Origin of the sequence: Phytopseudomonas daroniae (assembly GCF_004327275.1) — a bacterium.
In the GTDB taxonomy this organism is placed as follows: Bacteria; Pseudomonadota; Gammaproteobacteria; order Pseudomonadales; family Pseudomonadaceae; genus Aquipseudomonas; species Aquipseudomonas daroniae.
Window position 1 is genome coordinate 24596 of the sequence record NZ_QJUJ01000006.1, and the last position, 20574, is coordinate 45169.

A 20574-nucleotide genomic window follows, 5' to 3' on the forward strand; every position below is an offset into this window, starting at 1 on the left:
GTCATGGACAGACCACTGACCGAGATCATCAAGGGTAAATGGCGGCTATTGGCGGGCCTGGCCCAGATTGTCTGGGACGAGCTCACCCTGGACGAGTTGCTCAAGTCCGACGGCGACCTGGACAAGCTCACCCACCTGGTACAAAAACGCTACGACATGACTCACGATCAAGCGCACAAGCAGATCGTGAGCTTCTTCGAGCGGCACCGCACGACCTGACAGGCAAACCACCCCAACGCCTCTGGAGGGCGCCCATGCTCGACGCCTACTTCGTCGTTTCACACAGTTCGGGCAACATCATCCGGGTGACTCGGCGCAACGCCAGGCCTGCCGATTCGGCAACCGTCACCCACGTTTATGCTTCATTGAACCACCTCGAACGCTATGAGCGGCTGTTCGCCGCTGGGCAGGATCTGATCAGCGTCGACAACGTACTGCACAGCGAAGCGGAACACTCGACGAACTATATTCGCTAAGCAACGGAGCAGCGTGTTTTCCAGGCGTATAGTGAGGGGTCAACAGGAATAAATAGCGAAGGAATTTCATGCTCGAAGACTGCATGCCGCAGCAGAACCACTTGTTGGCGGCTCTGCCTGGCGAAGTCCAGCAGAGGCTCTTCTCGCACCTGGAACATGTCCCTCTACCACTCGGGCAGGTTCTCTATGAGTCCGGCGAATCCGTACGCCATGTGTACTTCCCGACCGATTCCATCATCTCCCTGCTCAATGTCACGGAAAGCGGCGCCTCTGCGGAAATCTCCGTAGTCGGCAACGAAGGGCTGGTGGGCATTTCCCTGTTCATGGGGGGCGAAAGCACGCCAAGCCGTGCCGTGGTGCAAAGCAGTGGCTACGCCTACCGCCTGCAGGGGCAGCGCCTCAAGGATGAATTCAATCGTCATGGCGAACTGTTGGTGCTGATGCTGCGCTACACCCAGGCACTGATCACCCAGATGTCGCAGACCGCCGTATGCAACCGCCACCACTCGATCGACCAGCAGCTGTGTCGCTGGTTGTTGCTGTCACTGGATCGCCTGCCCGGCAACCAGCTGACCATGACCCAGGAACTGATCGCCAACATGCTCGGCGTGCGCCGCGAGGGTGTTACCGAGGCCGCCGGCAAGCTGCAACGCCAGGGCGTGATCGAATACAGCCGTGGACATATCACCGTGCTCAACCGCAAGCGCCTCGAACAAATGAGCTGCGAGTGTTATGCCGTGGTGAAAAAGGAAACCGACCGTCTGCTGTCCTACATGCCGATGCGCCACTGAGGCGCTCGGCGGCAAAGCTGAAGGTGATGAGGTAGCTAGGTAATCGTCTTAGGCGAAAGGCAGAACGATGCTGACCGCCAGGCCCCCATTGCGTCGATTGCGAAGCGTCATGGTACCGCCATGCTCGAGCACCGTTGCACGGGCCGCCGACAAACCCAGGCCAACGCCGCCCGTATGCTTGTTGCGGGAACCCTCGATTCGAAAGAAGGGTTTGAACACGGCCTCATGAAACTCGGCGGCGATGCCTGGCCCGCGATCCAGCACACGGATATCGAGCTTGTCCCCGCCCTTCTTCAGTCGGATGGCGGGTTCCTGGCCATATTTGATGGCGTTATCCAGCAGGTTGGTCAGCATCCTCTTGATGCCGATGGGCCGGCCCACGTAAACCACTCGGCTCGGCCCGCTCAGGAGAACCTCGACACCTGCGTCCTTGTAATCATCGACCACGGTATGCAACAGCTCGGCCAGGTCGAAAGCGGTCGCCGGTTCGAGCCTGGCGTCATCACGAAAGAACTCCAGGGCGCTGTTCACCATCGCCTGCATCTCATCCACGTCCCTGAACAACTTGGCTTGCTGGTCGACGTCTTCGATGAATTCGCCACGCAGGCGCATACGGGTCAGCGGCGCACGAAGGTCATGGGAGATGGCCGCGAGCATCTGCGTACGGTCATTGATGAAGTGCTGCAGTTGCGCCTGCATGGCATTGAACGCGATGATCGCCTGGCGAATTTCCTGCGGCCCTTCCACGACAATCGGTGGCGCACGGAAGTCCGTGCCAAAGCGCCGCGCGCCTCTCGCGAAACGCTCCAGCGGGCTGGCCAGATGTCGGGTGGCGACCAGGGCGACGATGATGGTCGAGAGCAACACCAGGGCGATGACGATGAGGTTGCGCGGCAGCTCGTTGAGGCCCCAGTTGCGTGTTAGCGCGGAGAACTTCACCCAGGAGCCGTCGCGCAGTTCGACCAGCAGGGCGTAACTCGCATCGGGATCATTCGCTGGCCAGTCGGCAGGCTCGTAGCCTTCGATCCTGGCATCTGGGTTGCGCAATTGGCTGCGCAGAAAGTCTTCGCCGGTGCGAAAGTCCACGTCGTCGTCCGTCCCTGGCAGTCCCGCATCTTCGTATTTCTGTAGCCAGGTGGTGGTGTAGATATCGTCACTCGCGGATCTGGCGATGGCCGGCCGTTGCTCGCGCGGCGCTGCGTCGATGATGCGGCTGATGCTGCCCAGGCTTTCCAGCAAGCCGGTTTCCTGCAGCGGCGGCCGGGCCCAGACACCAGCCAGTTGGCTGAGCAGCCAGGTGAGTGCCAGCGCCGTCAACATCGCCGCCATCGTGGTCAGTGCGATCCAGCGCGCCACCGTATCGCGGGGGCGACGAAGCCTCTCTAGCAGCCTCATCGCTTCACCAGCACGTTGGGAGTGAACAGATAACCGCTGTTGCGCACGGTGCGAATCACTGGTGAACCACTGAGATCGCTCTCCAACTTGCGGCGCAGGCGACTGACCTGAACGTCGATGCTGCGATCGAAGGCGTCGTGGGCTTCACCCCGCGTCATGTCGAGCAACTGCTGGCGGGTCAACACTCGGCGCGGATGTTCGGCGAACACCAGAAGCAGTTCGAATTCGCCGCCGGAGAGCGGAATCATCACCTTTTCCGGCGAGCGCAATTCACGGCGCGTGACATCCAGCTGCCAGCCGGCGAACTCCAGGGTTGGCCGCGGCTTGTCGTTCAATACGCTCTTGACCTCCCCTGTGCGGCGCAGCACCGCACGCACCCGGGCCAGCAGCTCGCGGGCATCGAAGGGCTTGGTCAGGTAGTCATCCGCACCGAGCTCCAGGCCCACCACGCGATCACTGAGCTCGCCCATGGCGGTGAGCATGATCACCGCCACCGCGTGCTCGCTGCGCAGTCGCTGGCACAGCACCAGGCCACTCTCGCCGGGCAGCATGACGTCGAGAATCACCAGATCCGGCAATTGCCGCTCCATCGCCTGCCACAGGCTGTGGCCGTCGGTTGCCACATCGACGCAATAGCCGTGTTGCTCGAGGAATTTCTTCAGGAGGGCGAGAACTTCGAGGTCATCGTCCACAAGCAATAAATGGATCACGGAAAACACGCTGCACGGTAGGTTCTGGAACGGCTATCTAAAACCATTGGCTGAGGCGCGTCATATATTTCAATTCGGCAATAAAGCTGCCGCTTTGCAACACGAGAGAAATCCTCGGGAAAAAAGCCGTAGGCAGCATGCGGGCAGTCCCTATCGAGGTTTCACGCATGCCGACCATCACGATCGCTCCGCCCCTTGCTCGCAGCCTTTCGATTGCTGTCGTCGTAGCACTTGCCAGTGGCTGTGCGAGTTCACCGCCAAGCATTACGGCGCAAACCTGCCTGGCCACGGTCTATACGCCCCATGATCCTGCCGAGCCCGTCAACCGGGGCATCTTCGCGTTCAACAAAACGGTCGACGACTACCTGCTGTCGCCGGTTGCGCGGGGTTATCGGCACCTGCCGGGCTTCGTGCAGAGCGGCGTGCACAACTTCGTCGCCAACTTCGGCGAGCCCAAGGTGTTCATCAACGATGTGCTGCAGGGCAACGCCAGGCGCTCGGCGACGACGGTGGGTCGCTTCGCGCTCAATACCACCGTGGGCATCGTCGGCCTGGTCGATGTATCGGGGCGGCTGGGCATGGAACGGCACAAGGCCGATTTCGGCCAGACCTTCGGTGTATGGAACATCGCCGACGGCCCGATCATCGAGCTGCCGCTATTGGGCACCGCCAACCTGAGAGACGCGACAGGCAAGGTGCTGAGCTTCGCGGTATCACCGTTGGGCAGCAACAGCGATACGGTGGAGACCTTGAGCACCGTGAGTACGGTGGGCGGTATCGTCGATGGCCGCGCAGAGGCCTTGCCGCTGACCGACGAACTGAGAAAGGAGCCTGACTACTACGTGGCACTTCGTGATGCCGTGGCCGAGCAACGGGCGCACTTCGTCAGCGAAGGAAAGCTCGGTGCGGAGATGGATCTTCCCGAGGGTTGTGAGAGCGGAGCGAACGATGAGCAATGAAGGCGTGCTGGTTCTGCATCGGCGGATAAGAACGCCCGACCTGGCATCGCTGCATTGCCGCGAACTCGAATTGCGCCTGGCCGATGACGGGCGCCACCTCGTACTCAGCCGCTATACCGAGCTGTATTGCGAGGACAGATCCATCTGGGGCACCACCCGCGATCACAAGGTGCCGCTGGTAAGCCTGATTCGCTGGTTGATCAGCCAGGGGAACATGTCCAAGTCGGTCGACCAAGGCCCTAAAGAGCCTGTTCATGATTTTTCGACACGAATCCACGTGCAATGGCAGCAAAGTAGAGCGTAAGCGGCCGTTCGTAGGGTGGATCGGGGCGCGCAGGTGCAACCCATCGGCAATTGATGGGTTTCACCCATCCTACGACTGAGCCCGCTATAGGCGTTCGGCGAGCAGCCGCGCCTGCAGTTCGGCACGTCGCGAAGCATCGGCGGCTTCTTTGTTCTGCAGGCGTGGCAGCAACTGACTGGCCTGCTGTGCCTCCAGCACGTAGATGCCATCGTCATCGGCGATCAGCAGGTTGCCGGGCTGCACGCTGACGCCACGGAGGGTCACCGGAACGTTCACGGCGCCGTGCTCACCGATCGAGCGGGTGGTGTAGGCGCTGACCCCGTCGCAGAAGATCGGCAGGCCGAGTGCCCTCAGTGCTCGTATGTCGGTGACAGGGCCGTCGATCACCACGCCGGCCAGACCTTTGATTTTTGCGGCCAGGGTGCGCAGCTCGCCCCAACAGGCACAGCCCTGCTCGCCTCGGTTGGCGACCACCAGCACGTCGCCGGGCTGGCTGGCGATCAGGGCGTCGCGCAGGACGCTGCCGTCCGGTGCATGGATTTGCGCCGTGGTGACACGGCCAACGATGTGCACATCGCCCACCAGCGGCGACAGGCCATGAATATGGCCTTCACGCAGGAGGTGGCCGATGGTGGACGCGGCGATGCCTCGGTAGGCGTCGATCAGCGCTGCTGGGATGGTGTCGGCTGGTACTGCGAGCGTCATCGTGCGGCCCTCGGGCGGATCAATGGGCAGGTCGAGCAATACTCCACCGGGTCGCTGGCCTGGTAGTAGAAACAGCAGGTTCTGCGAAAGCGCACGGCGCGAGCGCCGTCGTCGACCAGCGTCACCGGCCGGTTGAAATGTTTGAGCGGGTTGTAGTCGAGGCCGAACACGCTGCCAGGCGCCTGCTCGGTCAGCCACCTGAAATCCTCGGCACAGCGCTGACGGGTTTCGGCGCACTCGAGTTTTGCCAGGCGACGCTCATACAACGAGTACACCCGCACCGCCGTGTTTTCCCAGAGGATGCGCCGTGACACGCCAGTGACGCCGTAGAAGGTGCCCCACAAGGGCTGCAATAGGCCGGCGAACAGCTGCGTGGCGACGGCCTGACGCCAGTCCGCTCTTCTGCCCGGTTCAGGCCGGGTGATGGCGAGGCTGTACAGCGGCAATGACGAGATCCACACGCCCTTGTCGTGGCCGTACTCGATGAACGTATTGTCCAGGGACAGCTGCAGCCCTTTGTCGTAGGCCGACAGCGCATACAGGCAGGCGCCAGTGAACAGGAACGACAGGCGCTTGCCCAGCAGGGACGCGGTGATGCGCCTCGACGGCGAGATGATGATGGGCCCGAGCTCGTCCAACAGCGCGACGCAGACGCTTTCGTCCAGCAATTCGGTTGCAGCCAGGCTGCGCGGCAGATCCCGCTCGCCTTCGCTTCTCAGCCGCAACGGCCCCGAGAGCATGGCCCATTCGGACTCGGTGAATGCGTGGCTCATCGCGGGATATCCCGGCCGAAGGGGATGCACAAGGGCGTATGGAAGAACGGATCGGGGATGATGCGGCAATCCAGATCGAACACGGTCTTGACCAGTGCTTCGGTGAGAATCTCTTCCGGGCGGCCCTGGGCATAGGCCGTTCGCTGGTGCACGGCGACCATGTGATCGGCGTAGCGACAGGCCAGGTTGAGGTCGTGCAGCACCATGACGATGGTCTTGCCCTCCTGGCGGTTGAGCTCGCGCAGCAGATCCAGCACTTCGATCTGATGGGCCAGATCGAGGAAGGTGGTCGGCTCGTCGAGCAGTACCAGCTCGGTTTCCTGGGCCAGGGTCATGGCGATCCAGGCGCGCTGCCGCTGACCGCCGGACAAGGCGTCCACCGGGCGCTCGGCCAGGTCATCCAGTCCAGTGCGGCTCAGGGCGCGGGCCACCACGGCTTCGTCTTCGGCCGACCACTGCTGCATCCAGCTCTGGTACGGATAGCGCCCCAGAGCGACCAACTGGCGCACGCTGATGCCCTCGGGCGGTACCGGCATCTGCGGCAGGATCGCCAACTCCCGGGCCACGGCGGCGGTCGCCTTGCGCTGAATGTCGGTGCCATGGAGGATGACCGTTCCCGCCTGGGGCTTGAGCAGCCGCGCGAAGGACTTGAGCAGGGTGCTCTTGCCGCAGCCGTTGCTGCCGATCAGTACCGACACTTTCCCGCGCGGCAACTGCAGATCTAGGGACTCGATGATGGTTTGTCGTTGATAAGCCAGCGTCAGGTTGCGGCTCGCGATCGATGTCATGTCGAGGGTTCCTCACTGCCGCTGCTTGATCAGCAGGTACAGAAAATAGGGTGTGCCGAACACGGCGACGAAGATGCCGGCGGGCAGATCCAGCGGCAGGAACAGGGTGCGCCCGGCCAGATCCGCGAGCATCACCAGGTTGGCGCCGACCAGCGCGGCCATGCAGGCCTGGGCGGCGAAGCCGATGGGAATCAGTTGCCGGGCGATATGCGGTGCGATCAACCCCACGAAGGCCATGGCGCCGCCCCAGGCGATGGCGGAACCCGCCAGGGCCACGCTGACGGCCAGCAATGCGGCGCGCAGCCACTGCACGCGCACGCCGATGCCGCGGGCCAGCCCTTCGTCCAGTTGCTGAACCACCACATGGCGCGACAGCAGCATCAGGATCGGCAGCAGGCAGACCAGCCAGGTCGCCAGGGCACGCACTTCGGGCCAGCCGGCGCCGTACACGCTGCCGGTCAGCCAGACATAGGCCGACAAGGTGGTGGTCAGCGGGCTGAATACCAGCATGAAGGTGGTGGCTGCGGCCAGCATCGCCGAGATGCCGACGCCGATCAGCACCAGCCGCAGCGGTGACGTGCCCTGCTTCCACGCTAGTGCATAAACCGCCAGCGCAGCGGCCCCCGCCCCCAGCATCGCCGCCAGGGGCAAGCCGCCCATGCCCCACACCGCCGCGAAGCTCGACAGGTACAGCACCGCCGCCGCACTGGCGCCGCTGGACAGCCCGAGCAGATCCGGCGAGGCCAGCGGGTTGCGCACGATGGCCTGGAGAATCAGCCCGGAAACCGCCAGAGCACCGCCGATCAGTGCGCCCAGCAGCAACCGGGGCAGGCGCAGCTGCTTGACGATAAACGACAAGGCTGCACTGCCCTCGCCTGCCAAAACCTGCAGTACGCTCTGCGGCGACAGCACGACCTTGCCCAGACACAGGCTCAGCAGCATCACCGCTGCGCTGAACAGCACGGCCAGCAGCAGACGCAACGAGCCCTTGCGCTCGATACGACGGGAGAAGCCGCGCCAGCGCAGCACGACGGGGTTAAGCATGACGACCTCCGCGCCTGGCTAGTGCAATGAAGAATGGCGCGCCGAACAGCGCCGTCATCACCCCCACCGGGACTTCCTGCGGGAGGATCACCACCCGGGCCAGCATATCCGCCACCAGCAGTAGCGTGGCACCGAGCAGCGCGCAGCCGGGCAACATCACCCGGTGGTCGATGCCGACCAGGCGGCGCACCAGGTGCGGCACGATCAGGCCGATGAAACCGATGCTGCCCGCCAGGGCCACCGCGCTACCGGCCAGCATCACCACCAGCACGCCCAGTTGCAGGCGAATCAGCCCGGTGTTCTGGCCCAGGCCGATGGCGATCTGCACACCGGCGTTGAGGACGTTGACCTGGGCACCGAGCAGACAGGCGACCAGCAAGGCCACCAGGGCGCAGATCAGCAACGGCTGGGCGGTCGCCAGGCTGCGCTCGCTGAGGGAACCGGCCAACCAGAACAGCACCGTATCCAGTCCTTGCTGATCGATCACCAGCAGCGCCTGGCTGAACGCCGTGAACAAGGCGGTGATCGCCGCGCCGGCGAGTACCATGCGCAAGGGGTTGAGCGCGCCCTGTCCGGTATTGCCCACCAGCCAGACCAGCGCACCGGCCACCGCCGCACCAACGAAGGCGCTCCACAGCCACTGCTCGGGCGAACTGATGGAAAACAGCGACAGGCAGAGAATCAGCGAAAAAGTCGCGCCGGCGTTGATACCGAACAGCCCTGGCGAGGCCAGCGGGTTGCGGGTCATGGCCTGCATCAGCGCGCCGGCCACCGCCAGGCTGGCCCCCACCACCACCGCGACCAGGGTGCGCGACAGCCGTGTAGTGCTGACCAGCAGTTGCTCGACGTTCAGCGGATCGGCATGCAGCAGCGCGGTGAGCACCGTATGCGGCGCGATCCAGCTGGCGCCGATGGACAAGCTCAGCGCACAGCAGCCCAGCAGCACCAGCAGCGCGATGCCCAGTTTGCTTACCGGCCTCATGACTGGGCGTCCCGCAGAATCGTCCGTTCGATATCGTCGAGCATGCGGTTGGCGCCGAGGATGCCACCGGAGAATATCCACGCCACCCCATCCACCCACCAGACCCGCCCCGCCTGTGGCGCCGCCATGCGCTGCCACATCGGGTGCGCGGTCAGGCTCTGGTAATGGCGTTGTACGCCCGGGCTGTCGGCACGCCCGAAGACGAAGAATATGTCGGCATCCACCACTGGCAGGCTTTCCCGGCCACTGATCTTGATGGACACGCCCTGGGCACTACGGCCCTGCTCGTTCCATACGAAACCCAGTTGGCCGAGCACGCTACCGGCGAAACTGTCGGGCAGGTAGCTGCGCAGGTGATCCTCCCGGATATCCAGCACCGACACGCTGAGCGGCCAGCGTTCGCCGAAATGTGCTTGCAGACGTTCCCTGAGCGCGGCGATGCGCGCGTCCCAGCTCGCCTGCAAGGCGTCCGCCTCGACCCTGCGCGCGGTGGCGATGCCCATCACGCTCAGGGTCTTCTGGAATTCGAAAACCTCGTCCAACATCACCACCGGGCACAGCTGTTCGAGCAACCCCTGGATCCGCTCGTGGCGAAAGCGCGAGGCGACGATCAGATCCGGTGCGAGCAAGGCGATGTCCTCCAGGCTCGGCTGGGTTTCCAGACCGACATGGGGCACGCCCGCCAGGGCTGGGCGCAGGTAGCGATACATGGGCTTCTCGCTCCACGAATCGACTACGCCAGCCGGCCGAATGCCGAGCGCCACCGCGGTATCGGTGGCGCCCTGAAACAAGGTGATGACCCGCTGCGGTGCAGATCCGGCCTTGGCCAGTGGGATTGCACCTGCAGCGAGAGCTCCCAGGGACAGGCGCATCAATATGCGCCTGGACAACGACCCCGTGCCGGGTGCCTCTAAAAAAGTAGGCGAGGCAGTCAGCGCAAGGCGAAACCCGGCGAGAAAGCGCAGTTTACGTGCTGTAAATGAGCATTTTGAGCCGGGTTTCAACGCAGCGCTGACAACGCAGGTAGTTTTTAGAGGTGCCCCGCTTTCAGGTTTCAAGCTCGATCCTATGCAATGGATTGACGACCAGCCCCTTGCCGAACGGCATACTGCCAGGCCCACCGGCTCGTTCGATCATCGGGCGCAGCAGGAGTTTCTGCGGCCAGGTCTCGGACTCGAACAACTCGCGACGCAGCAACGCACGGGCGGACTCATCGAACGGCAAGGTAGCGATACACTCGCTCAGCGAGTCACGCAGTACCCGCCAGGCCTGGGCCGAGGGCACTGCATAGACCCGTTCCAGGGTGTCGATGATGCCACGCAGGTTGACCTGGATGCCCAGCGTTTGCAGCCAGAACAGCAGATCCTCCGGGCGCTCGTGGTAGAGCGTCTGGGCATGGCCCTTCTTGATCCGGTATTGCGGATCGAGCATACCGTTGCGCTCCAGCCAGGGCACGTACAGGCGCAGCGAGTCATGGTCACGCAGCAGCAGGCCCCTGGCCTTGCCCGCTTCGTACACCAGCACCGCGTTCTGGCCATGCACCTCACCCAGCATGCCGAGGCGGAACATGCGCAGGTTGACGTCGAAGAACAGCTCGCACAGTTCACTGAACAGCTGCAGCACCGAGGACGAACCGGCTGGCAGGCCGCGCTGGCTCATGCAGTCGTCGAAGAAATGCCGCTCGCTATCGGGCAGCGGGGTGCCCAGCGCAGCCATGGGCAGCAGGCGCGTGGCGGCATCTTCGAACAACTTCGGCGGATAGCCACGTACCATGGCCGAGAGGTGCCGGGGCGCCTCGTCGAACAGCGTGCCGCCGTCCGGCATGTAGCCCCACCATTTGCTTTCGTCGCAGATATGCAGGGCCTCGCGCAGCACCGGGTCGCGCTCGCGACCCTGGCGCAGCAAGGCTTCGCTCAGCCCGCCGTTGATCATCTTCACCGCCGGCAGGTAACGGGAGGCGCCCAGGGAATACACCGCCATCGGCAACTTGATGTGATCCGCCGGCGCCGCCGCACAGGCCAGCGAACGCAGGGATGAAGTGGGGTTGAAGCTGCCGTCCTGGAAATCAAGGCGGCGGCACTCGCCGCGCTCGAAAGCCGCACCGAGCTGCGCGGGCAGCACCCGCTGCAGTTGCCAGGGGTGCACAGGCAGGGCGACGTGGCTGTCGGCGATGCCGAGCGCGCGCAACTCGGCGTCGAGGCTGGCGCGCTGGTCGGCGCTGAGGATGTACTGGGCCGGCTGGCAGCCGTCCAGCCCGTCGATGCCAGCGCCGAAGGTCAGGCTGGCCTTGGCCACCGCCACCCAGTTGAGCGCCAGGGACTGGTCGAACTCCGCCTGGTACTGACGGTACTGAGCGTCGTCCAAGCCCTGCTTGGCCTTGGCCAGGGGGTGGAACGGACGGTCGCGCAGCGAGGCCCATTGCTCCATGGCCAGGAAGAAGGCGGCGCCGTCCTTCTCCAGCAGACCGCTGGTAGCGACCTTGTGGTCGAGGGACAACGCGGTCTGCCGGACGCTGGTACGCAGCACGTCCATGAACAGCTCGATGCCCTTGTCGTTGTCGAGCGCATCGACTTTCACGCCCTTCAGGGCCAGGGTCATGAACGAATCGGGGCTTAGCACCCGGGTGCTGTCGCCCTGCACATCCAGCACCGGGGTACCCGGCACTTTCTCCCAGGCCTGGGTGATGCCGGCCCGCAGGGCGACCGCCAGACCGCGCTGTTCGGCGGCGTCGTAGTGCCAGTGCCAGACCTTGTGCGGCACCTCCAGGTCGGCGAACGGCGCCTGGGGGTGAGCGGCGTGCCAGGCGGCAGGTTCGATCAGGTTGGCGTCGAGAGTGCCGAAGAAGTCTTCGGCCAGCAGGCAGTCGAGCAAATCCTGCATCACCAGGTCAGCGGCAATCGAATGGTGGGTGTTTGTCATGAGATCAGTTTCCTCTCGTCGAGGTGGCGGCCAGTCTGGCCTGGAGGGCACGGAACGCGATGCCGCGTTCGTCGCCCAGCACGAAGGTATTGACGCCCCGCTCGAGCCACCGCAGGTGGTCATCGGGCTGGCGTGGAATGGCGCAGTACGGGATACCGGCAGCCTGGGCGGCACGCCAAGTATCGATCAGCGCTTCCTGCACCGCAGGCTGGTCGATACGCCAGGGCGTGCCGAACGACTGCGAGAGATCGGCAGCGCCCTCGAGGATCATGTCCAACCCCGGTACGGCAGCCAGTTCGGCGGCACGGCGCACGCCCTCGACGCTCTCGATCATGGCCACGACCATGATCTGGCCGTTGGCCCGGGTAACGTACTCGGCCAGGCTGGCCTTGCCGAAGGCACCGGGACGACCGGCATTCAGGCTGCGCTCGCCCAGCGGGTAGTACTTGCAGGCGCGAATCGCCGCGCTCAGATCCTCCGGCCGTTCCATCTGTGGCAGGACGATGCCCTGGGCGCCGCCGTCGAGCAGCCGCAGCATGCGCTTGGGGTCGAAATCCGGCACCCGCACCAGGGGCGTGAGCGAATAGCTCTCGGCGGTGCGGATCATGTGCTCGACGGTTTCCGGGTTGATCAGCACATGTTCCAGGTCGATGATCACGAAGTCGTAGCCGGCCTCGGCGATCAGCTCGATGGAGGCTGGCGCGGGAATCGACGCGATCAGGCCTCGAGCGCCCTCGCCCGCGGCCAGTTGCGCCTTGAGTCGATTGCTTCTCAGCATGTGCGTGGCCCATGGCTGTGCAGTGGATTGGGCACCCGCTTGAAGCGTCGCTCACCGTCGCCGAGCAGTCGGCGCTTGGTCAGTTCTTCCACTTCGTACTCGGCGGCGAACACGTCGAACACGGCGAAGCGTGCCGCGTGCTGCGGGTGTTTGCGCTGGTAGTCGAGCACCACCTCGGCGGTCATGCGCCAGAACTCGCCCTCCTCCAGGCTGTAGTGCTGACGCAGGAAGATCGCCAGCTCGGCTAGGCAGATGAAGAAGAACGCATCGCAGGAAAAGTCCCGCACCGCATCGACATCCTCGGTGAGGATGAACGAGTTGCGGTTCAGCCGCGCATGGCTCTCGGGCAGCGGCACCAGCTGTGGCGCCAGTTCGGGGCGGGCCAGGTGCGCCGGCGAGTAGCGCACGCCATCGTGGAAGTCCTTGAGGGCGATACGCTGCGGCCAGCCATCGCGGTGAATCAGCACGATGTTCTGGCCGTGGGACTCCATGCCGATGCCTTCGGCGTAGAGCATGTGCACGATGGGCGCCACGCTCACGCGCAGCAGTTGCTCCACCCAGGCGTGCAGGCCGTAGCGGGCGATCCAGGCGTCGATGAAGGGCTGCTGATCGCCTTCGGCATAGCGATTCTCGACATGGCTTAGGCCATTGAACGGCACGCCCTGCTCGCCCTCCTTCAGGTAGCCATTGAGGTTTTCCCGCCAGATCGCGCCCAGGGTGCCGTAGGCCTGGCTTTGCCGGATGGCAGGCAGTTGCGCGTAGTCGAAGCTCACCCCGGCGACCTCGCCAAGAATCACGAAATCCAGCTCCCGCGCCGTGGCATCGGTAGCGATCAGCTGTTGCAGCCAGTCGTTGATGATCGATCCGTTCAGCACCGTGTGCCGCGCCAGGATGCGCGTGCTGGAGGTGTTGGTCATGCTCAACGCGAGCTTCACGTAGGGCTTCGCCGGCTCCTCGACATTGGCCAGGGTGCGGATCGACTGCTGGGCCCGGTAGTGGGCGCCCGAGGTGCCGAGGTAGAGCAGCTCGCCCCGAGCCAGCTCGGCCTGGAAGGTCGGTACGATGGCCTGTTCCCACTGCCAAGGATGCACGGGAATCGGCCAGTAGTCGTCCAGGGAACGGCCCTGCTCGGCCAGCGCCCGGTCGATCTCAGCCCAGCGCTGCGCGCCAAAGGCTTCCTGTAGAAAAGCCTGCAGATCCACATCGCTCGACTGGTTGACCGAGCCCAGATGCCGGGCGATGCCCAGCCAGACCACGGCCAGTGGCTGGCCGAATTCGGGACCGTAGCGGCGGTTGTCGTCCAGGGAAAAGCCGATGCGCGACTTGTAGCAAGGATGGTAGCTGTGGGCATCCATGAAATGCCGCTCCAGGGCGTCGGCATCCAGGGTGTGCGGCGCGGCGGCGGGTCGGTAACTCTGGGTGCGCGACTGCAGATCCTTGAGCAACGTCTGTTCCAGCTCCTGGATGAACCGCGGCATGTGCGGGCCATCGGCCAGGGCGCCGAGCAGTTCCGACAGTGCCTGGTGCAGATCCGGCTGGCTGGACTGGCCTTGCGCATCGACGCGCTCCAGGGTCGCCGGATCCAGACGGATGATGGCGAAGCTGTCGCTGAGCAAGCCAAGGCAGCGGTACTCGACCACGGCCTCCCGCTCATCGATGCCTTCGACGATAAAGCGATGACGACCCTCTTCAAGAGCCTCGCAGCGATAGCTCAGCACATCCTCAAAGAGCAGGGCTTGCAGCAATTGCCCGATCACCCGTTGTGACACCTGGCGGTAGCGCTGGGGATCCGCCGGGGTCAGCCACTCGTGGGCATGGGCGATGAGTTCGGGCAGGCGAAGTGGAGAAAAGGAAGACATGGATAGACACCTCATGAACGGTGTTCGGACAGGGCCGAGCCTGGCTCGACCGGGTCGTTGGAAAGGGAATACGGAAAGCGCCAGGCGAAAGGCAGCGCGAGCAGGATCAGGGCAGCGGTGGCGATGAACACTTCGCCGATGGCGCTGGCCGTGCCGGTATGGGCCGCGCCCCAGTTATCACCCAGGCGGATCTGCAGCCACAGCGAGGCCAGCACGATGGCCAGGGACGACAGCAAGCGGCGCGAGATGTTGTTCATCGCCGCGCCCTGGGTGACCAGCGCCTCGGGCAGCACGTCCAGCCCGGCGGTGGTCACCGGCATGTAGGACAGCCCCAGGCCGGCACCGCGTACCACCATCAGCAGGCAGATGGCGAGCATCCCGACATCGTGATCGATGATGCCCAGGGCGAAGGTCGCCAGGCCGGTCAGCAGCAAGCCGGCAGAGACGATGCCTCGTGGCCCGTGGCGGTCGAGCAACTTGCCGCCGTAGTGGCCGAACAGGCTGGCTGACAACGCGGTGCAGAGCAGCGCGATACCGGTCCAGATGGCGCTGTGGCCCATCACCATCTGTACCAGCAACGGCACCAGCACCAGGCACTCGAACATGCCGATGGACTGCACCACGGCGATGATCACGCTCGATCGATAGCCTTTCAGGGCAAAGATGCGCAGCTCCAGCAAGGGCGCCGTGTGCCGCAACTGGTGCCTGACGAACGCCACCAGGCAACCCGCCGCCAGCAACAGGCCGAGCAGGTTGAGCGGATCCTGCAGAGCCTGTATATGGCGAAGCCGTCCCACGGTGACCATCAGCGCGCCGATGCCGACCGCGACCAGCAGGTAGCCGGTCAGGTCGAACGGCTTGCCCGCGCCCGCCTCGTTCCTCGGCAGCACCTTGACGCCCAGGCCGAAGGCCAGCAAGCCGATGGGCACGTTGACCAGAAACAGCGCACGCCAGTCGTACCACTGCAGCAGCAGGCTTCCGCACAGCGGCCCGACCGCGGGCGCGAGCATCACCGCGGCGCCCCAAAGGCCGGTGACCGCGCCACGCTCCCCCTTCGGGTAGACCGAAAAGATGATCGCCAGGGACAAAGGGATCATCAGCCCGCTGGCAATGCCCTGCACCACCCGCGCGGTGATCACCCAGGCGATGGAGTCGGCCATGGCGCCCAGCAGCGAGCCACCGATGAATAGCGACAGGCCGGCGAGATACAGAACCTTTCGCCCCACGCGCTGGGCCAGGTAGCTGGTCAGCGGCATGCTCATGCCCATGCTCACCATAAAGGCCGCCACGATCCACGTAGCCATCACCGGGCCCAGCTCGAACGCCTCGATAAAGACCGGCAATGCCGGATTCAGCGAGGTGTTGTTGAGGCTCACGGTAGTGGTCCCGAGGATCACAGCGACCACCACCAGCCGGCGCGACGTCGGTGCTGGCGCCCGTGCCGGCGCCATCATCCGTCACCTCCCCGACTGCCCTCGCCCCTGACGAACAGCTGTTCGGGGCGCGGATGGCAGAGGAAATCGGCATGCGAGATGTTGTAGCCGTAGGCACCGGCCAGCGGCAGTACCAGCAGATCGCCTACGGCGGCATCGACCAGTTGGCGACTGCGGCTGAGCACATCCTTGGGCGTGCACAGTTGCCCAACCACCGTCCACAGCCGGGGCACGCCACTCGCTGCACGACCTGGCGCCGGTACATGGATCACCGGATGATCGTGACCCTGGGCGACCGGCAGGCGGAACTGGTGGGTACCGCCCCGGCAGACCAGAAAGTGCTGGCCGTGACTGGATTTTGCGTCCAGCACTTCTATGGCGTAATAGCCGCAGAACGCACTGATGAAACGCCCCGGCTCGAAGCGCACGATCGGCGCATCGCGCAGTGCCCCCAGACGCTGCTCCAGATGGTGGCAAAGCCGCGGCCAGTCGAAGCGCTCGCCACTCAGGTAGTCCACCCCGATGCCACCCCCGACGTTCAGATGGGTGACGGTCTCGGGCCGCGTGGCCAGGGCTTTCCATTGCGCCCAATGTTCCAGGTACAGATCCAGCAACTGCTCGTGGCGCTCCACCTGCTGCTGATGGGACATCGCATGTACATGGAAGCCCTTGAGGCGCAGATGGCTGCACGCCTCCACACGCCTGACCGCCTGCGGCACCTCTGACTCGTCCAGGCCGAAAGGCGTCGCGGTGCCCGCCATGGCCAGCCGGCTGGATAGCGTGGCTGGCAGTTCCGGGTTGATACGGATGAACACCGCTTGCACGCGGCCGAGTTCCGCGGCGATGCGTTGCAGGCGGTCGATTTCGTTGAGGCTCTCGATATGGATCGCTTCCACGCCGTGCGTCAGGGCGGCACGCAGGTCGGAGTCGAGCTTGCCGGGGCCGGAGAATACGAATGGCTTGTCGCTGGCGGCCGCCTGCAGCCGCTCGATCTCGCCACCGGACGAGATCTCGAAGCCGTCGACCAGCGGTGACAACGCCCGCAGGATCGGCGCCTCGCTGTTGGCCTTGATCGCGTAGTACAACTCCACGCCTGCGGGCAGCGCAGCCATGACCTCGCGGACGTGCTGCGCCAATGCATCGAGGTCATAGACGAACAGCGCCAGGGGATCCACCGCACGGCTGCGGGCCTGCTCGATGGCGTCGAGCACCGCCATGGGCAGCTTATCCATGCTGCACCCCCTCGGCCCACGGGCACGCCAGTTGCACGTAACCGGCATGACGGTCGGCCTGGGCCGACAGACGCACTTTGAGGTTGGTCTTGCAGACGATGGGCTCCCCGGCGAGCAGCGCGTCCAGCTCCGGCGCGGGCCTGATCAGTTCGCCACGCAGCTCACACAACTGGCGCTCGACCCGCTGCCACATGATCGCGGCCAGGTGCGGGCGCTCCCAGCTCAGCGCCAGGATCGCTTCGGACAGGTTGTTGACGAACAGGCAGTAGCTGATGCGTTTCCAGCCTTGTTGACGCGAGTAGGTCAGCGATTGCCGAACACGCTCCTGCACACCCTCTTCGAGGTAGCACACGCCCAGATCATCGGTGAGTTTCACGCCTTCGAAGTCGCGCAACAGCAATTGCGCTGGCCAGCCGTTGTCGTGCACCAGTACCGCGTTCTGCAGGTGTGGCTCCAGCACCACGCCATGGTTGAAGAACAGCGACAGCACCGGGCGCAGCAATAGCGCCTGGTAGGCTTCGAACCAGCCCAGCAGATGTTCGTCGCTGGGCTTTTTCGCCCCCTGCTGCAGGAAGCCATGGATCAGCGGCTGCAACTGCAAGTCCCTCGCGAACAGCGTGCCGGCCATCAGGCAGGATTCGGCAGGCGCATAGCGGCAGAAGTTCTCCCGCAGGATGGCGCCGGTCTGCTCGCGAAACCAGTGGCTGTCCTCGGCGCTGCTGCCCGCCGGCGCCCAGCTGAGCGAACCCGGCTCGCTGACCAGGGTGGCGCCGCCGATCGTGGCCTTGTGCTCGCGCTGCAGGCGCGTGAACAGGCGGTCGATGAGCATGGCGCTGTCCAGCTCGTACCAGGCGTTCTTGCGCACGCAATTGGTGATGCGCACGTTGAGCGACCCTTTGAGGAAGTAGCCGCTGCCTTCCCCGTACCAGGTGCGCATCGAGGCCGTCGGGCTGGCCAGCGGCCCCTTCTGGCCGAGATCGACGATCTCGCCACGCTCGATCAACCCCTTGACCCGCGGATCGGCGAGAAACAGCTGGGCCTGCACCGGGTGCAGACAGATCGCCGCACGGCCGCTGTGCGCCAGTCGCTGGTTGGCGAAACCCTCGAGTACCTGCTCACCGCTCAGGCCGTTACCGCGTAGCTGCAGGCCGTCACGGGGCACTTCGAGGACATGCAGCGGAACGCAGGCACGAAACTCCGGCGCATAGGTCTTCTGCCCCAGGTGCTCGGGCCACAGCCGGGCCTTGGGCGCCGGATGGTTGGGGTGGCCGAACCAGAGCCCCTGTTCACTGGCGAGATAATCGCGCAGTGGGTCGTTCTCTTCGGACTCCAGCGCGCTGTCGACGATAGCCGCGGTAACGCCCTGGCTTTGCATGACCTGCTCGAGCAACTCCTCATTGCGCGAGCCGGTGAGTTGTTGGCAGGCCTCCAGCAGTTGCGCGGCGAACTCGGCGAATGGCGGGCAACGCCAGTCGGCATCGCCCTGGCGCGTGTACACATCGCTCAGGTATCGCTGGCTACCAAGCGGATCGCGGCGATCCACCAGCACCAGAAACTGCCACTTTTGCGGCAGGTCGATGACCAGCGGCATGCCCTTGCCCTGAATGGCCCGCAGGTAGCTGGCGGGTGCGATACCCCGCACATGAGACGGCCAGGCATAGCGCGCGCGGTTCTCCGGCAGCGCGAATTCCTTGATCAGGCAGTTGAGCAATGCATGGGACGCGGCCATTTCACTGACCACCTGCGCCAGGCTGGCGCGCACGGAATCGATGCGAGTGACGTCGACTGGCTGCACATCGAGGTCTGGGTAAGCGCGCATGGCGCTTGCGGACAGATCAGCCACGGGCACCTCCCGGCGCAGCGGCTAGTGCCGCATCCAGCGCGCGTTCGAAACGCACGATCACTTCGCCGCACTGCGCCTCGTCGATGATCAATGGCGGCAACAGGCGGATGACACTGCCGTGGCGCCCGCCTCGTTCGAGCAGCAAACCCTGCTTGAAGCAGTGGCTCTGGATGGAAGCCGACAGCGCCGCATCCATGGGATGGGCACCCAGGGCGTCGGCTGGCTGGCGTTCGTCGACGATCTCCAGGCCCAGCATCAGCCCACGGCCACGTACCTGCCCAATCGCCGGATAGCGCTCACGCAGCGCGTTCAAACGCTCTTTCAGCCAGTCGCCGCGTACCCGGGCCTGTTCGGCCAGGGCGTCGTTCTGAATGATCTGCAGGGTGGTCATGCCGCTGGCCATGGCCATCTGGTTGCCGCGGAAGGTGCCGGTATGGGCGCCTGGCTGCCAGGCATCGAACTCGCGCTTGATGGCCAGCACGGCCAGGGGCAGACCGCCGCCGACCGCCTTGGACATGACGATGATGTCGGGTTCGATATCGGCGTGTTCGAAGGCGAACATCCGCCCGGTGCGGCCAAAACCGGCCTGGACTTCATCGACGATCAGCAGGATGCCGTGGCGCCGAGTGACTTCACGCAGGGTACGCAGCCATTCATTGGGTGCCGGGTTGGCGCCTCCCTCACCCTGCACCGCCTCGACGATCACCGCCGCCGGCAGGCAGACGCCGCTTTCGACATCCGCGATGAACTGGGTGAAGTAATACGACAGCGCACGGGTGCCCGCCTCGCCACCGATGCCCAGCGGGCAGCGATACTCGTGGGGATATGGCATGAACTGCACGCCGGGCATCAGCGAGGCCACGGCATCTTTCGGGCCGGTATTGCCGGTCACCGCCAGGGCGCCGTGGGTCATGCCGTGGTAGCCACCGGAAAAGGCGATGACGTTGCTGCGCCGGGTCACGGTCTTGGCCAGCTTGAGCGCGGCCTCCACGGCATCGGCGCCGGAGGGCCCGCAGAACTGCAGGCAATAGCCCTGGCTCGGCAGCACGCCCAGCAGTGTCTCGCTGAAGGCATCCTTCAGCGGCGTGGTGAGATCCAGGGTGTGCATGGGCACCCCGGAAGCCAGAAAACCAGCCAGGCTATCGACGATGGCGGGATGGTTGTGGCCCAGCGCCAGGGTTCCTGCGCCGGCCAGGCAGTCGAGATAACGACGCCCCTCGACATCGGTCACCCACACGCCCTGTGCCTTGGCGATGGCCAGGGGCAGCTTGCGCGGGTAACTGCGCACATTGGATTCGAATCGCTCCTGGCGTTCCAGGTAATCCGCATTGTTGCTCTGGGCCGAATCGCGATGGACTCGATCCAGCGGGATGGTTCGTTCACTTAGCATGGTGCTCGCCTCTATCTGTTCGAGGCTCCGGGTGGAGCCGTTGAAAGTCGTCAGCACTGCACTCATCAGTCAATGGCAGGTCACGCAAAATGCGGGGCAACCCCTTTGGGGTCTCCCGCGTCATCCCTGAATAATTGGTTTTATTGTTTGCAGTCGAACGCCTGGTGCACAGGCGTTCGCTACAGAGGTGCTA

Annotated in this window: 20 protein-coding genes; 5 read left to right on the forward strand and 15 right to left on the reverse strand. The window is 64.6% G+C overall.

Annotated features, from left to right (window positions below; all coding sequences use genetic code 11):
- Positions 1-3 precede the first annotated feature (3 nt).
- The 3 genes from DNK10_RS15250 to DNK10_RS15260 all read left to right on the forward strand — a co-directional run bounded on the left by DNK10_RS15250 (position 4) and on the right by DNK10_RS15260 (position 1267).
- Positions 4-219: a CsbD family protein gene (locus DNK10_RS15250; RefSeq protein ID WP_131180581.1), complete on the forward strand. Its 216-nt coding sequence runs from the start codon at positions 4-6 to the stop codon at positions 217-219.
- Positions 220-254: 35 nt separating this feature from the next.
- Positions 255-476 (forward strand): hypothetical protein, encoded by a 222-nt coding sequence (locus DNK10_RS15255; RefSeq protein ID WP_131192153.1) that lies wholly within the window; start codon positions 255-257, stop codon positions 474-476.
- Positions 477-544: 68 nt separating this feature from the next.
- Positions 545-1267 carry a Crp/Fnr family transcriptional regulator gene (locus DNK10_RS15260; protein WP_131180583.1) on the forward strand — a complete coding sequence of 241 codons (723 nt, stop codon included), beginning with the start codon at positions 545-547 and terminating at the stop codon, positions 1265-1267.
- Positions 1268-1315: 48 nt separating this feature from the next.
- On the opposite strand, the gene DNK10_RS15265 is transcribed toward DNK10_RS15260, so the two are convergent.
- Together DNK10_RS15265 and DNK10_RS15270 are read right to left on the reverse strand one after the other, a co-directional pair.
- Positions 1316-2662: an ATP-binding protein gene (locus tag DNK10_RS15265; RefSeq protein ID WP_131192154.1), complete on the reverse strand. Its 1347-nt coding sequence runs from the start codon at positions 2660-2662 to the stop codon at positions 1316-1318.
- A complete protein-coding gene (locus DNK10_RS15270; protein ID WP_131180585.1) occupies positions 2659-3372 on the reverse strand; it encodes a response regulator in 714 nt (237 codons plus the stop codon). Before DNK10_RS15270 ends, DNK10_RS15265 begins: the two co-directional genes overlap by 4 nt.
- 167 nt (positions 3373-3539) lie before the next feature.
- Here DNK10_RS15270 and DNK10_RS15275 point away from each other — a divergent pair, with 167 nt between their 5' ends.
- The gene (locus DNK10_RS15275) at positions 3540-4331 is read left to right on the forward strand and encodes an MlaA family lipoprotein (protein WP_131192155.1); all 792 of its coding nucleotides are present in this window, start codon (positions 3540-3542) and stop codon (positions 4329-4331) included.
- Positions 4321-4635: a hypothetical protein gene (locus tag DNK10_RS15280; protein ID WP_244216264.1), complete on the forward strand. Its 315-nt coding sequence runs from the start codon at positions 4321-4323 to the stop codon at positions 4633-4635. The genes DNK10_RS15275 and DNK10_RS15280 overlap by 11 nt, the downstream gene beginning before the upstream one ends.
- A gap of 84 nt (positions 4636-4719) precedes the next feature.
- Here the strand turns inward: DNK10_RS15280 and DNK10_RS15285 are convergent, their stop codons facing one another.
- The 13 genes from DNK10_RS15285 to DNK10_RS15345 all read right to left on the reverse strand — a co-directional run bounded on the left by DNK10_RS15285 (position 4720) and on the right by DNK10_RS15345 (position 20381).
- The gene (locus tag DNK10_RS15285; RefSeq protein ID WP_131192156.1) at positions 4720-5340 is read right to left on the reverse strand and encodes an RraA family protein; all 621 of its coding nucleotides are present in this window, start codon (positions 5338-5340) and stop codon (positions 4720-4722) included.
- Positions 5337-6113 carry an IucA/IucC family C-terminal-domain containing protein gene (locus tag DNK10_RS15290; protein ID WP_131192157.1) on the reverse strand — a complete coding sequence of 259 codons (777 nt, stop codon included), beginning with the start codon at positions 6111-6113 and terminating at the stop codon, positions 5337-5339. The genes DNK10_RS15285 and DNK10_RS15290 overlap by 4 nt, the downstream gene beginning before the upstream one ends.
- Positions 6110-6901, reverse strand: coding sequence for an ABC transporter ATP-binding protein (locus DNK10_RS15295; protein ID WP_131192158.1), 792 nt, complete (start codon positions 6899-6901; stop codon positions 6110-6112). The genes DNK10_RS15290 and DNK10_RS15295 overlap by 4 nt, the downstream gene beginning before the upstream one ends.
- 12 nt (positions 6902-6913) lie before the next feature.
- Positions 6914-7945 (reverse strand): FecCD family ABC transporter permease, encoded by a 1032-nt coding sequence (locus DNK10_RS15300; protein ID WP_131192159.1) that lies wholly within the window; start codon positions 7943-7945, stop codon positions 6914-6916.
- Entirely contained in the window at positions 7938-8927 is a 990-nt protein-coding gene (locus DNK10_RS15305; RefSeq protein WP_131192160.1) for a FecCD family ABC transporter permease, read from the reverse strand. Before DNK10_RS15305 ends, DNK10_RS15300 begins: the two co-directional genes overlap by 8 nt.
- The gene (locus DNK10_RS15310) at positions 8924-9799 is read right to left on the reverse strand and encodes an ABC transporter substrate-binding protein (RefSeq protein WP_131192161.1); all 876 of its coding nucleotides are present in this window, start codon (positions 9797-9799) and stop codon (positions 8924-8926) included. Before DNK10_RS15310 ends, DNK10_RS15305 begins: the two co-directional genes overlap by 4 nt.
- Before the next feature lie 175 nt (positions 9800-9974).
- Complete coding sequence (locus tag DNK10_RS15315) at positions 9975-11846, reverse strand: IucA/IucC family protein (RefSeq protein ID WP_131192162.1); 1872 nt, start codon at positions 11844-11846, stop codon at positions 9975-9977.
- Between the two features lie 4 nt (positions 11847-11850).
- Positions 11851-12624 (reverse strand): HpcH/HpaI aldolase family protein, encoded by a 774-nt coding sequence (locus DNK10_RS15320; RefSeq protein WP_131180594.1) that lies wholly within the window; start codon positions 12622-12624, stop codon positions 11851-11853.
- Positions 12618-14483: an IucA/IucC family protein gene (locus DNK10_RS15325; protein ID WP_131192163.1), complete on the reverse strand. Its 1866-nt coding sequence runs from the start codon at positions 14481-14483 to the stop codon at positions 12618-12620. The genes DNK10_RS15320 and DNK10_RS15325 overlap by 7 nt, the downstream gene beginning before the upstream one ends.
- An 11-nt stretch (positions 14484-14494) precedes the next feature.
- Complete coding sequence (locus DNK10_RS15330; protein WP_244216265.1) at positions 14495-15937, reverse strand: DHA2 family efflux MFS transporter permease subunit; 1443 nt, start codon at positions 15935-15937, stop codon at positions 14495-14497.
- Positions 15934-17148, reverse strand: a complete 1215-nt coding sequence (locus DNK10_RS15335; RefSeq protein WP_131192164.1) for a type III PLP-dependent enzyme — start codon at positions 17146-17148, stop codon at positions 15934-15936. Before DNK10_RS15335 ends, DNK10_RS15330 begins: the two co-directional genes overlap by 4 nt.
- The gene (locus DNK10_RS15340) at positions 17141-18877 is read right to left on the reverse strand and encodes an IucA/IucC family protein (protein ID WP_244216270.1); all 1737 of its coding nucleotides are present in this window, start codon (positions 18875-18877) and stop codon (positions 17141-17143) included. Before DNK10_RS15340 ends, DNK10_RS15335 begins: the two co-directional genes overlap by 8 nt.
- 106 nt (positions 18878-18983) lie before the next feature.
- Positions 18984-20381, reverse strand: a complete 1398-nt coding sequence (locus tag DNK10_RS15345) for a diaminobutyrate--2-oxoglutarate transaminase (RefSeq protein WP_131192165.1) — start codon at positions 20379-20381, stop codon at positions 18984-18986.
- Positions 20382-20574: the final 193 nt, after the last annotated feature.

Bases quoted from the DNA above. Each gene is read 5' to 3' on its own strand.
- DNK10_RS15250 (WP_131180581.1), top strand. From the start codon at position 4: ATGGACAGACCACTGACCGAGATCATCAAGGGTAAATGGCGGCTATTG.
- DNK10_RS15255 (WP_131192153.1), top strand. From the start codon at position 255: ATGCTCGACGCCTACTTCGTCGTTTCACACAGTTCGGGCAACATCATC.
- DNK10_RS15260 (WP_131180583.1), top strand. From the start codon at position 545: ATGCTCGAAGACTGCATGCCGCAGCAGAACCACTTGTTGGCGGCTCTG.
- DNK10_RS15265 (WP_131192154.1), bottom strand. From the start codon at position 2,662: ATGAGGCTGCTAGAGAGGCTTCGTCGCCCCCGCGATACGGTGGCGCGC.
- DNK10_RS15275 (WP_131192155.1), top strand. From the start codon at position 3,540: ATGCCGACCATCACGATCGCTCCGCCCCTTGCTCGCAGCCTTTCGATT.
- DNK10_RS15280 (WP_244216264.1), top strand. From the start codon at position 4,321: ATGAGCAATGAAGGCGTGCTGGTTCTGCATCGGCGGATAAGAACGCCC.
- DNK10_RS15285 (WP_131192156.1), bottom strand. From the start codon at position 5,340: ATGACGCTCGCAGTACCAGCCGACACCATCCCAGCAGCGCTGATCGAC.
- DNK10_RS15290 (WP_131192157.1), bottom strand. From the start codon at position 6,113: ATGAGCCACGCATTCACCGAGTCCGAATGGGCCATGCTCTCGGGGCCG.
- DNK10_RS15295 (WP_131192158.1), bottom strand. From the start codon at position 6,901: ATGACATCGATCGCGAGCCGCAACCTGACGCTGGCTTATCAACGACAA.
- DNK10_RS15300 (WP_131192159.1), bottom strand. From the start codon at position 7,945: ATGCTTAACCCCGTCGTGCTGCGCTGGCGCGGCTTCTCCCGTCGTATC.
- DNK10_RS15305 (WP_131192160.1), bottom strand. From the start codon at position 8,927: ATGAGGCCGGTAAGCAAACTGGGCATCGCGCTGCTGGTGCTGCTGGGC.
- DNK10_RS15310 (WP_131192161.1), bottom strand. From the start codon at position 9,799: ATGCGCCTGTCCCTGGGAGCTCTCGCTGCAGGTGCAATCCCACTGGCC.
- DNK10_RS15315 (WP_131192162.1), bottom strand. From the start codon at position 11,846: ATGACAAACACCCACCATTCGATTGCCGCTGACCTGGTGATGCAGGAT.
- DNK10_RS15320 (WP_131180594.1), bottom strand. From the start codon at position 12,624: ATGCTGAGAAGCAATCGACTCAAGGCGCAACTGGCCGCGGGCGAGGGC.
- DNK10_RS15325 (WP_131192163.1), bottom strand. From the start codon at position 14,483: ATGTCTTCCTTTTCTCCACTTCGCCTGCCCGAACTCATCGCCCATGCC.
- DNK10_RS15330 (WP_244216265.1), bottom strand. From the start codon at position 15,937: ATGATGGCGCCGGCACGGGCGCCAGCACCGACGTCGCGCCGGCTGGTG.
- DNK10_RS15335 (WP_131192164.1), bottom strand. From the start codon at position 17,148: ATGGATAAGCTGCCCATGGCGGTGCTCGACGCCATCGAGCAGGCCCGC.
- DNK10_RS15340 (WP_244216270.1), bottom strand. From the start codon at position 18,877: ATGGCCGCGTCCCATGCATTGCTCAACTGCCTGATCAAGGAATTCGCG.
- DNK10_RS15345 (WP_131192165.1), bottom strand. From the start codon at position 20,381: ATGCTAAGTGAACGAACCATCCCGCTGGATCGAGTCCATCGCGATTCG.